We start from the raw sequence: 12633 nt of genomic DNA, 5'->3' as shown, positions 1-12633 counted from the left end.
CCGGCCCCCGCTGCGGGCGAACCGCAGCCGGGGGGCGATTTCGAGTCGCCCACCGCCCCCGTGAGCCTCGTCAAGACCGGCGCCGCGACCGCCACCGTGGCCGGCGCCGACCCGGCCGTCCACGCCCGGCAGCTCGCCGCCCTGGACGGGGACCCTGGCGAAGAGGACCCCGAGCCGAGCCGCAACCTCCTGGTCCGGACCGCCTCCGCCGCCGGCGCCCGCACCGGCCGGGTGGTGCACGGCACCGGCCGCCGGATCCGCAAGGCCACCTCCGCGGAGGGCGCGGGCGAATCCGGCCTGGCGAAGCTGATCGAACTGCACGCGCTGAACTCCTTCGGCGACATGCTGATCACCGTCGCGCTGGCCTCGACCATCTTCTTCTCCGTGCCCACCGGCGAGGCCCGCGGCCGGGTGTCGCTGTACCTGCTGATCACGATGGCCCCGTTCGCCCTGCTGGCCCCGGTGATCGGCCCGCTGCTGGACCGGCTGCCGCACGGCCGCCGGGCGGCGATGGCGATGTCGATGCTGGCCCGGGCGGTGCTGGCCTGGACGATGGCCGGGGTGATCACCGGCGGCGGTCTGGCGCTGTACCCGGAGGCGCTGGGCGTGCTGGTGGCGTCCAAGGCGTACGGGGTGGTGCGCAGCGTGGTGGTGCCGCGGCTGCTGCCGAGCCGGCTGTCGCTGGTGAAGGCGAACTCCCGGGTCACCCTGGCCGGGCTGCTGGCCACCGGGGTGGCGGCCGGGGTGGGCGGTCTGCTGCACCTGATCGGGCCGGGCTGGCCGCTGCGCGGCGCGTTCCTGGTCTTCGTGATCGGCACCCTGATGGCCTTCCACCTGCCGCACGCGGTGGACTCCGCCAAGGGCGAGCAGCGCGCCGTCCTGCACGCCGAGGTGCACGCCGAGATGCACGGCGAGCGGGCGCCGGAGGACGCCCGCGCCCCGAAGGCCTCGCTGCGCACCGTCGGCCCGTCGGTGATCCTGGCGCTGCGGGCGATGTCGGCGCTGCGCTGGCTGGTCGGCTTCCTGGTGATGTTCCTGGCGTTCCTGCTGCGCGAAGAGCCGATCGGGGGCCTGCGGCCGACGCTGGCGCTGGGCCTGGTGGCGCTGGCGGCGGGGACGGGCAACGCGCTGGGTTCGGTGCTGGGCTCCTGGCTGCGCACCCGGGGCCCGGAGGCGACGGTCACCGCGATGCTGCTGCTGGCGACCGGCGCGACGGCGGCGGCCGCACTCTGGTACGGCGTGGTGACGGTGGTCCTGGTCGCCGGCGTGGCCGGGGTGGCGGCCTCGCTGGGCAAGCTGTCGCTGGACGCGCTGATCCAGCGGGACGTCCCGGAGGCGGTGCGGACCTCGGCGTTCGCGCGGTCGGAGACGCTGCTCCAGCTGTCCTGGGTGGCCGGCGGCGCGGTCGGCATCCTGCTGCCGCTGAACGGCGTGCTGGGTCTGTCGGTGGCCGCCGGAGTGGTGGGCCTGATGCTGCTGTGGACGGTCCACACGCTGTTCCGGGTGGGCCTGCGGCGGCGCCCGGCGGCGCCCAGGGTGGCCTGAACCGGCCATGGGCAACACGCGGTGGCCGACCCCCGCGTAGCGTGATCGGCGAAGCCCGGTAGATTCTGACGCATGAGCCTCAATACCCGTGCCATCGCCGCCCTCGGCGCCGTCGTCGTGGTCGGTGCTGCCACGGTCGGCACGTCCGTCGCCATCGCGAGCGGCCAGACCGAGCACAGCTCCCACCGTGCGACCCTGACGGTCGGCAACTCCTCGATCGTCGCGGACCCGCTGTGCTTCAACGGCGGCAGCCCGATCACGGAGGACCTGCAGCAGGAGTGCCAGCAGAAGGCCACCCAGGCCCTCGCGGAGGGCACCCTCCCGACCTCCGACGTCGTGGTGAGCGACCGGGTCGGCGTCGGCGTCTCCCCGAACGTGGCCGACAAGGGCTGGTGGGCCTTCACCAACGGCGGCTCGCAGGGCCAGGGCGGGCGCTTCAGCCTGTTCTCCTACGCCAAGGGCCCGACCTTCTCCGGCTCCCAGCCGGCGAGCCAGGTGCTGAACGCCTCCGGCAAGACCCTGGTCACCGTGGTCGAGGGCGACAAGAACTCGGACAACCCGGTCGCCGTCTGGTACTTCCAGCTGAACACCCAGGACAGCTGACGCTCCCGCGATGACCGCACACGCCGTCGCGGACGAGCGCAGCGAGCAGCCGGGCCCCGACCGGGCCCGGCTGCTCGTCGTCGTCGCGGTGCCCGCCGAGGCCGAGGCCGTCCTGCGCGGCCTGCCCGGCCCGGCCACCGTGCTGCCGCTGCCCGGCGGTGCGCTGCACCGGGCCGCGGGCGCCCCGGTGGACGTCCTGGCGGGCGGGGTCGGCCCGGCCGCCGCCGCGGCCGCCGCCTCCGCCGCGCTGGGCGCGCAGCCGGCCTCGGGGGGCCGCTACGGCCTGGTCGTCTCGGCCGGGATCGCCGGCGGGTTCGCCCCGCACGCCCCGGTCGGCACCACCGTGCTGGCCGACGCGATCGTCACCGCCGACCTCGGCGCCGAGACCCCCGAGGGCTTCGCCGACGTCACCGAACTGGGCTTCGGCACCGTCCGGCACACCCCTCCCCCGGCCGCCGTCGCGCTGGCCGCCCGGGCCCTGGGCGCCGCCACCGGCCCGGTGCTGACCGTCTCCACCGTCACCGGCAGCGCCGAGCGGGCCGCCGCACTGGCCGCCCGCCACCCGGGCGCCCTGGCCGAGGCGATGGAGGGCTTCGGCGTGGCCGAGGCCGCCGCCCGGTACGGCGTGCCGGTGCTCGAACTGCGGACCGTCTCCAACCCGGTCGGCCCGCGCGACCGGGCCGCCTGGCGGATCGGCGAGGCGCTGGCCGCCCTGGAGCGGGCCTTCGCCGCACTGCCCGTCCACGAACTGATCGAGGAGGCCGGCCGTGGCTGAACGGCTGAGCATCGCGTACTCGCCCTGCCCGAACGACACCTTCGTCTTCCACGCCTGGGCGCACGGCCTGGTGCCCGGGGCGGACGCCCCCGAGGTGACCTTCGCGGACATCGACGTCACCAACGGCCTGGCCGAGCGCGGCGAACTGGACGTCCTGAAGATCAGCTACGGCGCGCTGCCCTGGGTCCTGGACGAGTACACCCTGCTGCCCTGCGGCGGCGCGCTCGGGCGCGGCTGCGGCCCGCTGGTGCTCACCCGGCCGGGCACGGACGCCCCCGCGGACCTCACCGGGAAGACGGTGGCGGTGCCGTCCGAGCGCTCCACCGCCTACCTGCTGTTCCGGCTCTGGGCCGCGAAGGCGGTGCCGGGCGGCTTCGGCGAGATCGTCGTCCTGCCGTTCCACGAGATCATGCCCGCCGTCCGGGACGGCCGGGTGGACGCCGGCCTGGTGATCCACGAGGCCCGGTTCACGTACCGGCAGTACGGCCTGCACAGCCTGGCCGACATGGGCGAGGCCTGGGAGCAGGAGACCGGCCTGCCGATCCCGCTCGGCGCGATCGTCGCCCGGCGCTCGCTCGGCACCGAACGGCTGCGCGCGCTCACCGACACCGTCCGCGCCTCCGTCCGGCAGGCCTGGGCGGACCCGAGCGCCAGCCGGGAGTACGTGCTGGCGCACGCCCAGGAGATGGACCCGGCCGTCGCCGACCAGCACATCGCCCTGTACGTGAACGAGTTCACCGCGGACCTCGGCGAGGAGGGCTACGCGGCCGTCCGCGCGCTGCTCACCCGGGCCGCCGCGGAGGGGCTGGTGCCCCCGCTCGACCCGGGTGCGCTGGCGTTCTGATCCCCCTCGGTCAGACGTCGAACTGGTCGGCCACCGCGCGCAGCAGGCCGGCCAGCTTCTGGCCGGTCGCCTTGGCCGGGTAGCGGCCGTGCTGGAGGCCCGGCAGCACCGCGTCCAGCGTGGTGATCAGGTCCTGGACGATCGGCGCCATGTCGTCGGCGCTCTTGCGCTGGGCGGCGGCCACCGACGGCAGTGCGTCCAGCAGTTGCACGGCCATCGCCTGGTCGCCGCGGTGGCCGGCGACCACGCCGAACTCGACCCGCTGGCCCGGCTTCAGCACGGTGACACCGGCGGGCAGCGCCTTGGTGTGGACGAAGACGTCGCCGCCGTCGTCGCGTGACAGGAAGCCGAAGCCCTTCGTCTCGTTGAACCACTTGACCTGGCCGGTGGGCATCTCGACAGTCCTCGAATGGGTGTGAGGGATCCCGGCCCTGGCCGGGGATCACTGGGTGGTGGGGAAGGCAGCCGACCTCGGCTCGGCGCCCGCGGGCGCTCATGGTCAGCACGCTGTCAGGAGCAGACTAACGGTCCGTCACTGCCTCATCCGCGTTCCGCGAAAGATCCGCGTTCCAAGGCCCGTTGGGGGCGGTACGGGCGCGGCGTTCTCGCGATCACGGGCGACCCGGTACTGGCACAGCCGGGGCGCGGCTCAGCACGGTCCATCGGCTCACACCCCCGGGTCTGAGGAAACGGGGCGCACGTGTCGCACCCCTCGGCACCCCCTGCATACCCCCGCCCAGCAGGGATCAAAACGTTCAGCTTCCGAGAAACTGCGCAACGTGACCGGACCGCTCCGGTGGCGGGGCCCGGCGGCCGCTCTGCCAGACTGGACCGACCGCCCGACCAGCCCCGAGGAGCGAGCAGACGTGAGCAGCCAGAGCGCCGACCCCGGCGACGTGTACGTCAAGGCCGGGACGATCGTCTTCGGTCTGGGCGCGCTCGCCACCCTGGTCACCTTCGTCCCGCTGTTCCTGCACCTGACGCCGCTGCCGACGGCCGCGTACTGGCTGAGCATGCTGATGCCGGCGGGCTTCCTGGCCGCGCTGACCGGGCTGTTCCTCAACGCGCGGGCCCAGCGCCGCCGGGTGGAGTCCGCGGCCGCGTCCTAGAACGCGACCCCGGGACCCGGCCCCAGGGCATGCCCCGGGGCCGCGGCTCAGCCGGCCAGGTGGGCGTCGAGCCAGGCCGGGAACCCGGTGAGGTCCGCCAGCACCACGTCCGCCCCGGCCGCGCGCAGTTCGTCCGCGCTGTACGGGCCGGTGGCCACGCACACCGCGACGGCGTCCGCGTGCCGGGCGCCCCGGATGTCGCCGAGGTGGTCGCCGACGTAGACGCTCGCGCCGTACTCGCGCAGCGCCTCGCCCTTGGTCTCCGCCCAGAGGTCGCCGACCAGCGCGTCCGCGTGCAGCCCGGCGTGCTCCAGGTGCAGGCGGGCGTTCGGCTCGTACTTGCCGGTGATCACCGCGACCCGGCCGCCGTGGTCGCGGACCGCCTCGACGGCGGCGTGCGCGCCGGGGAGGGCGACGGTCGGGGCGAAGGCGAGGTCGCGGTAGAGCTCGCGGTAGCGGGTGGCGGCGCGCTCCACCTCGTCCTCCGGGAACCAGTTGCGGATCTCGTCCAGCAGCGGCGGGCCGAGCCGGGTGACCACCAGGTCGGCGTCGATGCGGGCGCCGGTCTCGGCCGCGAGCGCCAGGTAAGTGGCGTGGATCCCCGGCCGGGTGTCCAGCAGCGTCATGTCGAGGTCGAAGCCGACGGTGAGCGGGGCGGTGCGGGTCTCGGGCATGCCGCCAGGCTATCCAACGGGCGGTGCGGGGAGCCGGGGCAATTTGCCCCGGCTTCCGACGGGAACTTAGGTTTACCTGAGTTGTCTGCGGAGAGGGCCCATGACCGACACCACCGCGCCACCCGGCGCGCGACGGACAGCGCGCCGCCGAATACTGTGGCTCGCCGCCGCGCTGGCCGTCCTGGCCGCCGCGGTGCTGCTGAGCCTGGCGGTCGGCAGCCGCACCATCCCCTTCGGCGACACCCTCGACGCCCTGCTGCACGGCGGCGACACGGCCAACGCCGTCGTCGTCCGCGAGCTGCGGGTGCCGCGCACCGTCGTCGGGCTGGCCGTCGGCGCGGCGCTCGGCCTCGCCGGGGCCGTCATGCAGGGCCTCACCCGCAACCCGATCGCCGACCCCGGCATCCTCGGCGTCTCCCAGGGCGCGGCGGCCGGCGTGGTCCTCGCCATCTCCGGCTTCGGCGTCTCCACCCTCACCGGCTACGTCTGGTTCGGCTTCGCGGGCGCCGTGATCGCCACCGTGCTCGTGTACGGCCTGGCCGGGCGCGGCCGGGGCGGGGCCACGCCGATCAAGCTGGCGCTGGCCGGCTCGGCGATGTCCGCGTTCATCGCCTCGCTCAACACCATGGTGCTGACGACCGACGCGGCCACCATGGACCAGTTCCGCTTCTGGCACGTCGGCTCGCTCTCCGGGCGGACCTCGGACGTGGCCTGGCAGCTGCTGCCGTTCCTCGCCGTCGGCACGGTGCTGGTGGTCGCGGTGGCCCGCGGCCTGGACGCGCTCGCGCTCGGCGAGGACACCGCCAAGGGCCTCGGCGCCAAGACCGGCCTGGTCCGGGCGATCGGCGCGCTCGGCGCGACGGTGCTGACCGGCTCGGCCGTCGCGGCCGCCGGGCCGATCGCCTTCATCGGCCTCGCCGTCCCGCACGCGGCGCGGGCCGTCGCCGGCGCGGACCACCGCTGGGTGCTCGCCTTCTCCGCCGTCCTCGGCCCCACCCTGCTGCTGCTCGCCGACACCCTGGGGCGGGTCCTCTTCCCGCCGTCGGAGGTCCCGGCGGGCGTGATGACGGCGCTCGTCGGCGTCCCGGTCCTGGTCGCGCTGGTGCGCCGCCGGAAGGTGGTCGCGTCATGAGCGCGCAGGGCGGGCGAACCGTCGGGCGCGGCGCCGTCTCCCCGCGCGGGTACGCCGTGCTGCGGGCCGGGCGGGCGTCCGTGCTGCTGCACCGCCGGTCGGCGGTGGTGGCGCTGGGCCTGCTGGTCGCGCTGGCCGGGACGGTCGTCGCCTCGCTCTGCCTGGGCGAGTCGGCCGTGTCGCCGGTCGAGGTGGTGAAGGTGGTGCTCGGGCAGCCGAGCCCGCACGAGCTGGTGGTCGGCGAGTTCCGGCTGCCCCGGGTGGTCGTGGGCCTGCTGGTCGGCACGGCGCTGGGGCTGGCCGGGGCACTGATCCAGACCGTCGCCCGCAATCCGCTGGCCAGCCCCGACGTGGTGGGCGTGACCTGGGGCGCGACCGCCACCGTCGTCGGGCTGATGGCGTACGGCGTGGTCGGCTCGACCGGTCAGGCCCCGTACGCGGCGGTCGCGGGCGGGCTGGTGGCCGGGCTGCTGGTGTACGCGCTGGCATGGCGGCGCGGCCTGCACGCGCAGCGCTTCGTGCTGATCGGGATCGGGATCAGCGTGGCCCTGTCCTCGCTGACCTCCGTGTTCCTGACCAAGGGCGACGGCTTCCAGGCGCAGGCCGCGAAGGTCTGGATGACGGGCAGCCTGAACGGCGCCGGCTACGACCAGGCCGGCTGGCTGGCCTGGGTGCTGCTCGCCGCCGTGCCCGTCGTCCTGTGGGCGGCGCGGGCGCAGCGCTCGATCTCCTTCGACGACGCGACGGCCGTCGGTCTGGGCCTGCGGCTGGACCGGATCCGCCTCGGCATGGCGCTGCTGGGCATCGTGCTGGCCTCGTGCGCGGCGGGCGCCGCCGGGCCGGTGGACTTCGTGGCGCTGATGGCGCCGCAGATCGCGCTGCGGCTGGTCCGGTCCGCGCAGGTCCCGCTGTTCTGCTCGGCGCTGACGGGCGCGCTGGTGGTCGTGCTGGCCGATCTGATCGCCCGGCGGCTGATGGCGCCGACCGAACTGCCGGTGGGCGTGGTGACCGGCATGGTCGGCGCGCCGTACTTGATGTGGCTGCTGATCCTCCCCCGAACTCCGTTCGGGGGTACCCCCATCCGTCGTGGAGGTTCCTGATGTCCGCTCACCGACTGGAGGCCCGGGGCCTCACCCTGGCCTACGAGGCGCGCACGGTCGTCGAGGGCCTGGACGTCGGCATCCCGGACGGGCGGGTGACGGTGATCGTCGGCCCGAACGCCTGCGGCAAGTCGACGCTGCTGCGGGCCCTGGGGCGCCTGCTGAAGCCGGTCCGGGGCGCGGTGCTGCTGGACGGCGAGGAGCTGGCGCGGATCCCGACGAAGCGGATCGCCCAGCGGCTGGGGCTGCTGCCGCAGTCGCCGACGGCGCCGGAGGGCATCTCGGTGGCGGACCTGGTCTCGCGGGGCCGCCAACCGCACCAGAGCTGGTGGCAGCAGTGGTCGCCGGAGGACGAGGCGGCGGTGACGGAGGCGCTGGAGCGGACGTCCACGGCGGAGCTGGCCGAGCGCAGCATGGACGAGCTGTCCGGCGGCCAGCGGCAGCGGGCGTGGATCGCGATGGCGCTGGCGCAGGGCACGGACATCCTGCTGCTGGACGAGCCGACCACCTACCTGGACATCGCGCACCAGGTGGAGGTGCTGGACCTGGTCCGCCGGCTGAACGTCGAGCGCGGCCGCACGGTGGTGGCGGTGCTGCACGACCTCAACCAGGCGGCCCGGTACGCGGACCACCTGGTGGCGATGCGGGACGGCCGGGTGGTGGCGCAGGGCGCGCCGACCGAGGTGGTGACGGCGGAGCTGGTGCGGGAGGTGTTCGGGCTGGAGTCGGTGGTGGTGCCGGACCCGGTGACGGGCACGCCGTTGGTCGTTCCGGGGGCCCCGTGGGCGGCGGCCGTGGACGCCTGACGGAAATTCCACACCAAACCGGACATAATCGGCGCGCCCCCGAAGCCTCACCGCCTGAGGACCGCCGATGCACCGGATCGCCCGCCGTTCGTTCCTCGCCGGTCTCGGCGGGGCCGCGCTCGCGGCCTGCACCACCCGGCGGCCGGCGCCGCCGACCGCCGACGGCCTGGGCGCGGCCGCCTCGCCCACCCCGGTACCGCCGGTCACGGTGGACACGGCCACCGGGCCGGTGCTGGTGCCGGGCGAGCCGCTGCGAGTGGTCGTCCTCGACACGGACGTGCTGGACTCGGCGCTGACCCTCGGCATCACCCCGGTCGGCGCCGCGCTGCCGGCCGCCGACATCCGGTTCCCGAGCTACTGGCCGGCCTCCCGGGTCGCCGGGATCCACCGGGTCGGCCTGGCCGGCGCCCCGGACCTGGTCGCGATCCGGGCCCTGCGGCCGGACCTGATCCTCTCCAACCAGGCGCGCGACGGCGACCGCTACGACCAACTGCGGGAGATCGCGCCGACCGTACTCACCCAGACCACCGGCGCGCCGTGGAAGGCCGACTTCCAGGTGCACGCCCAGGCGCTGAGCCGGGAGGCCGCGGCGGCGGCCTTCGTCTCCTCGTACCAGCGGCACGCCAACCAGGTGGTGCAGGCCCTGTCGGCGGCGAAGGCGTCCGGCCGGAAGGTGAGCCTGGTGCGGTTCGTGGAGGGCGGCGGGATCCGGCTGTTCGGGAAGCAGAGCTTCCCCGGGATCGTGCTGTCGGACGCCCAGGTGGGGCGGCCGGACGCACAGAACGTCGACCAGTCCGACGTCGAGATCCCGCTGGACCAGATCGCGAAGGCGGACGGCGACCTGCTGCTGTACGCCACCTCCGGCGACCCGGCCCTGGCCGGCACCGACGCCGCGCTGGAGAGCCCGGGCTGGCAGGCGCTGGGGGCGGTCAAGGCGCACCGGGCGTTCCCGGTGGACGACCAGCTGTGGTTCCAGGGGATCGGGTACACCGGCGCCAACTTCATGCTGGCCGAGCTGCAGCGCTTCCTGGAGGCGTGACCCGCCGCGCGGCGTCGGCGTAGCGGGCCGGGGAGGTGCCGACGGCGGCCGTGAAGTCGCGGGTGAGATGGGCCTGATCCGCGTACCCGAGTTCGGCCGCGAGCGCCGCCAGGTCCAACGCGCCGCCCGCGTCGGCGCGTTCGGCGGCCTCGTGGAGGCGGGCGCGGCGCAGCACCCACTTCGGGGAGGCGCCGACGTACTCGGCGAACAGCCGCTGGAGCCGGCGGACGGTGAGGCCCAGCTCCCGCGCCAGGTCGTCGACCCGGCACAGGTCGGGTGTGCCGGTGATCCGCTCCACCATGGCGGCGACCTCCTGCGCGACCGGGTCGGGCGCGGGCAGCCGGGGCAGCAGGAAGGCGTCCGCGAGGGCGGCCTGGTCCCGCAGCCGTTCACCGAGCACGTCCTCGTTGAGCCGGTCCGCCTCGGGGCCGAAGTAGGCGGCCGCGGGCACCGACCGGTCCGCGAGCCCGGCCACCGGGTGCCCGGCGAACGAACGGAACGCGCCCGGCCGGAACTTCACTCCCAGCACGTGCCCGGCGCCCTCCAGGCGGCGGACGAAGAGCGACCGGTCGACCCCGTAGACGCGGGCCCTCGGGGCCTCGAAGACCAGGTGCACGTTCGGGTGGGCGAGCACCTTCTGCTCGTACGGGGGCCGGCCGCGCCGGTCCCAGCGGACCAGCCAGTAGAACTCGACGAAGCGCGCCACGGCGGGGGCGGGCGCGCGCCGCTCCACCCTGATCGCCTCCGCCGCACGGGCGGGGTGGAGCACGCCGCGTCCGAGGTCGGGAGAGTCCATACCCACCAGGCTAGGCCTTGTCCGGTATGGACTCTCCGGGCCCGCGACGCCCGGGTTCCGGCGCCGGTCGGGGTGGCTGCACCCTGCCATAAGCTGGCGCGGTGAGTAGCGAACCGGCCCCGCCCGAGGACACCGCCGTCGAGCTGATGCGCGCGATGACGCGGCTGCGGGCACGGCTGCGCACCGAGGCCCCGATCGACGACCTGCCGTGGAACTGGTCGCACCTGACCACCCTGCACCGCGTCGTGCAGCAGGGCCCGGCGACCGTGACCGAACTCGCCCAGGCCGAGCACGTGCGCCGCCAGTCCATGGCGGAGACCGTGGCCGCGCTGCGGGCCGGCGGCCTGGTCAGCGCCGCCAAGGACCCGAACGACGGGCGCAAGTCCCTCTTCAGCGCGACCCCGGCCGGAGCCGACCTGTGCGAACGGATCCCGGCGGCCCGAGAGACGTGGCTGGCCGAGGTGATCGGCTCCACCCTCCGGGCCGGCGAGCGCAAGACGCTCGACCGGGCCGCCGAGATCATGAACCGCCTGGCGGACAGCTAGCCCCTGTCCGGTTCGCCTGCGGTGGCTAGGTCCTGTCCGGTCGGACAGGACCTAGGACTCGGCGAGTCGGCGGTCGCAGACGGTCAGGGCGAGGAGGAGTGCGGAGATCGCGACCAGCACCCAGGCGATGGAGTGCAGGCCGCCGTCGTCCACCCGGTCGTGGAAGGCGGTGCCGGTGATCGCCGCCGAGGCGATGGAGCCGAGGTAGCCGAAGGTGCGCAGCAGCCCGGAGGCGGTGCCGACCGTGGCGGCGGGGGCCTCCTGGTAGAGGACGGTCTGGTTGGCGACCGTCCCGGCGCCGGAGGTCAGTCCGAACACCGCGCTGACGGCGACGACCGCCGCCATCGGGGTGCCGCCGCCCACGAACAGCACGGCCACGGCGCCGAACAGCAGCAGCACCGAGCAGACGATCAACGGCAGCCGCACGCCCGTCCGTCGTGCCACCACCCGGGCGGCCACGGCGCTCAGGACGCCCATCGGCATCAGCGCCAGGCCGGCCTGGTAGGCGGACAGCCCGCGGGCCGCCTCCAGCCACTGGGTGAGCCCGTAGAGGATCACGTACGTCCCCATCAGCGTCAGGCCGTTGCGCACGTAGGCGCGGGTCAGGGCCCCGTTGGAGGCGAGCAGCCGGACGTCGAGGAACGGGTGGGCGGCGCGCAGTTCCCAGCCGACCAGCGCGGTGGCGAGGACGAGGGCGGCGGCGAGCGCGGGCCAGTCCGGGCGCGGCAGGGCGGCGAGGAAGACCATCAGGGCGGTCAGCGAACCACCGAAGCCCAGCATGCCGGGCAGGTCGAGGCGGGAGGCGAGGGCGCGGGGTGAACCGGGGCGCACCGGGTCGGGGTCCGGCGCGATCCCGACCACCGCCAGGACCAGGGCGACGGCGGCGACCGGAATGTTGATCCAGAAGGCGGTCTGCCAGCCGAACCAGCCCACCAGCAGCCCACCGAGGGCAGGGCCTACGGCGACGGTGGCGGCGCCGGTGATCGCCAGACCGCCGAGCACCCCGCGCGGCGGGGCCTGGTAACCGGCCTGTTCGGCGCGGCGGCGGATCAGCAGCATCGCGGCCGGGTAGCCGGCCGAGGTGCCCGCGCCGATCAGCACCCGGGCCGTGATCAGGGCGGCCATCGAGTGGGCCAGCGTGCCGACGATTCCGGCCGCGAAGACGAGCACGATCCCGGCGATGAAGATCCGCCGGGGCCCGAACTCCTCGGCGAGCCGCCCGGCGGCGGGCTGGGCCAGCGCGCTGGTGAGGTACAGGCAGGAGATCAGGACCGCGGTGTCCCCGACGGGGAGGTGCAGGGCGGCCGCGATGGCTACCAGCGCGGTCGCGATGATCGAGCTGTTGACCGGGTTGAGCGAGGCCCCCAGGTACAGCGGGGCCACGAAGCGCGGGCCGAAGGGGTTTCCGGCGGGCGCCGGGGTCGTCTGCCGCGGGGTGCGGGTGTCGCCGGGGAGAGGCATGCCGGGTTCCTTCCGCTTCCTCCGGGACCTCTGCGACAGGGCGGGGCCTGCTGGGGAGATCCCGGCGGAGATAGGCAGGCTACCTGCTGAATATTAGCAGTCTGCCTGCCTATTTTGAACCGTTCGCCGCAGTCGGGGCGGGCCGCCGCGAGCCCCGGCCCGACGCTCCTGGCCAGGGCGCCGACCGTCGCGTTTCTTCAAGAC

At 74.9% G+C, this 12633-nt stretch carries 14 protein-coding genes; 10 read left to right on the top strand and 4 right to left on the bottom strand.

Going from position 1 to position 12633, the window contains the following annotated elements; genetic code table 11:
* Positions 1-189: 189 nt before the first annotated feature.
* The 4 genes from ACFVHI_RS21400 to ACFVHI_RS21385 all read left to right on the top strand — a co-directional run bounded on the left by ACFVHI_RS21400 (position 190) and on the right by ACFVHI_RS21385 (position 3767).
* Positions 190-1545, top strand: coding sequence for an MFS transporter (locus tag ACFVHI_RS21400; RefSeq protein WP_380341709.1), 1356 nt, complete (start codon positions 190-192; stop codon positions 1543-1545).
* 72 nt (positions 1546-1617) lie between these two features.
* On the top strand, positions 1618-2148 hold the full coding sequence (locus ACFVHI_RS21395; RefSeq protein ID WP_063348205.1) for a hypothetical protein: 531 nt from the start codon (positions 1618-1620) through the stop codon (positions 2146-2148).
* Positions 2149-2158: 10 nt separating this feature from the next.
* Complete coding sequence (locus tag ACFVHI_RS21390) at positions 2159-2923, top strand: futalosine hydrolase (RefSeq protein ID WP_380341679.1); 765 nt, start codon at positions 2159-2161, stop codon at positions 2921-2923.
* Entirely contained in the window at positions 2916-3767 is an 852-nt protein-coding gene (locus ACFVHI_RS21385) for a 1,4-dihydroxy-6-naphthoate synthase (protein ID WP_380341677.1), read from the top strand. The genes ACFVHI_RS21390 and ACFVHI_RS21385 overlap by 8 nt, the downstream gene beginning before the upstream one ends.
* A gap of 10 nt (positions 3768-3777) precedes the next feature.
* Here ACFVHI_RS21385 and ACFVHI_RS21380 read toward each other — a convergent pair whose 3' ends face one another.
* Positions 3778-4161 (bottom strand): cold-shock protein, encoded by a 384-nt coding sequence (locus tag ACFVHI_RS21380; protein WP_063348207.1) that lies wholly within the window; start codon positions 4159-4161, stop codon positions 3778-3780.
* A gap of 472 nt (positions 4162-4633) precedes the next feature.
* Between ACFVHI_RS21380 and ACFVHI_RS21375 the strand changes: the two genes are divergently transcribed.
* A complete protein-coding gene (locus ACFVHI_RS21375) occupies positions 4634-4876 on the top strand; it encodes a hypothetical protein (RefSeq protein WP_063348208.1) in 243 nt (80 codons plus the stop codon).
* Positions 4877-4923: 47 nt separating this feature from the next.
* Here ACFVHI_RS21375 and ACFVHI_RS21370 read toward each other — a convergent pair whose 3' ends face one another.
* On the bottom strand, positions 4924-5550 hold the full coding sequence (locus tag ACFVHI_RS21370) for an HAD family hydrolase (protein ID WP_363377331.1): 627 nt from the start codon (positions 5548-5550) through the stop codon (positions 4924-4926).
* A gap of 100 nt (positions 5551-5650) precedes the next feature.
* On the opposite strand from ACFVHI_RS21370, the gene ACFVHI_RS21365 reads away from it, so the two are divergent.
* From ACFVHI_RS21365 to ACFVHI_RS21350, 4 genes are all read left to right on the top strand, one after another.
* Positions 5651-6682, top strand: coding sequence for a FecCD family ABC transporter permease (locus tag ACFVHI_RS21365; RefSeq protein WP_380341672.1), 1032 nt, complete (start codon positions 5651-5653; stop codon positions 6680-6682).
* On the top strand, positions 6679-7782 hold the full coding sequence (locus ACFVHI_RS21360) for an iron chelate uptake ABC transporter family permease subunit (RefSeq protein ID WP_063348211.1): 1104 nt from the start codon (positions 6679-6681) through the stop codon (positions 7780-7782). Before ACFVHI_RS21365 ends, ACFVHI_RS21360 begins: the two co-directional genes overlap by 4 nt.
* Positions 7782-8588, top strand: a complete 807-nt coding sequence (locus ACFVHI_RS21355) for an ABC transporter ATP-binding protein (RefSeq protein ID WP_063348212.1) — start codon at positions 7782-7784, stop codon at positions 8586-8588. Before ACFVHI_RS21360 ends, ACFVHI_RS21355 begins: the two co-directional genes overlap by 1 nt.
* A 67-nt stretch (positions 8589-8655) precedes the next feature.
* On the top strand, positions 8656-9627 hold the full coding sequence (locus ACFVHI_RS21350; RefSeq protein WP_380341668.1) for an ABC transporter substrate-binding protein: 972 nt from the start codon (positions 8656-8658) through the stop codon (positions 9625-9627).
* Here the strand turns inward: ACFVHI_RS21350 and ACFVHI_RS21345 are convergent.
* Positions 9590-10423, bottom strand: a complete 834-nt coding sequence (locus ACFVHI_RS21345) for a DUF6597 domain-containing transcriptional factor (protein WP_380341665.1) — start codon at positions 10421-10423, stop codon at positions 9590-9592. The genes ACFVHI_RS21350 and ACFVHI_RS21345 overlap by 38 nt on opposite strands.
* 101 nt (positions 10424-10524) lie before the next feature.
* Here ACFVHI_RS21345 and ACFVHI_RS21340 point away from each other — a divergent pair, with 101 nt between their 5' ends.
* Entirely contained in the window at positions 10525-10968 is a 444-nt protein-coding gene (locus ACFVHI_RS21340; protein ID WP_380341662.1) for a MarR family winged helix-turn-helix transcriptional regulator, read from the top strand.
* A 51-nt stretch (positions 10969-11019) separates the two neighbouring features.
* Here ACFVHI_RS21340 and ACFVHI_RS21335 read toward each other — a convergent pair whose 3' ends face one another.
* Positions 11020-12429 carry an MFS transporter gene (locus tag ACFVHI_RS21335; protein ID WP_380341659.1) on the bottom strand — a complete coding sequence of 470 codons (1410 nt, stop codon included), beginning with the start codon at positions 12427-12429 and terminating at the stop codon, positions 11020-11022.
* Between the last annotated feature and the right edge of the window lie 204 nt (positions 12430-12633).

The organism is Kitasatospora sp. NPDC127121 (assembly GCF_042677305.1).
In the GTDB taxonomy this organism is placed as follows: domain Bacteria; phylum Actinomycetota; class Actinomycetes; order Streptomycetales; family Streptomycetaceae; genus Kitasatospora.
Note: the sequence above shows the minus strand (reverse complement) of the source record. Positions and strands in the feature narration are given on the sequence as shown.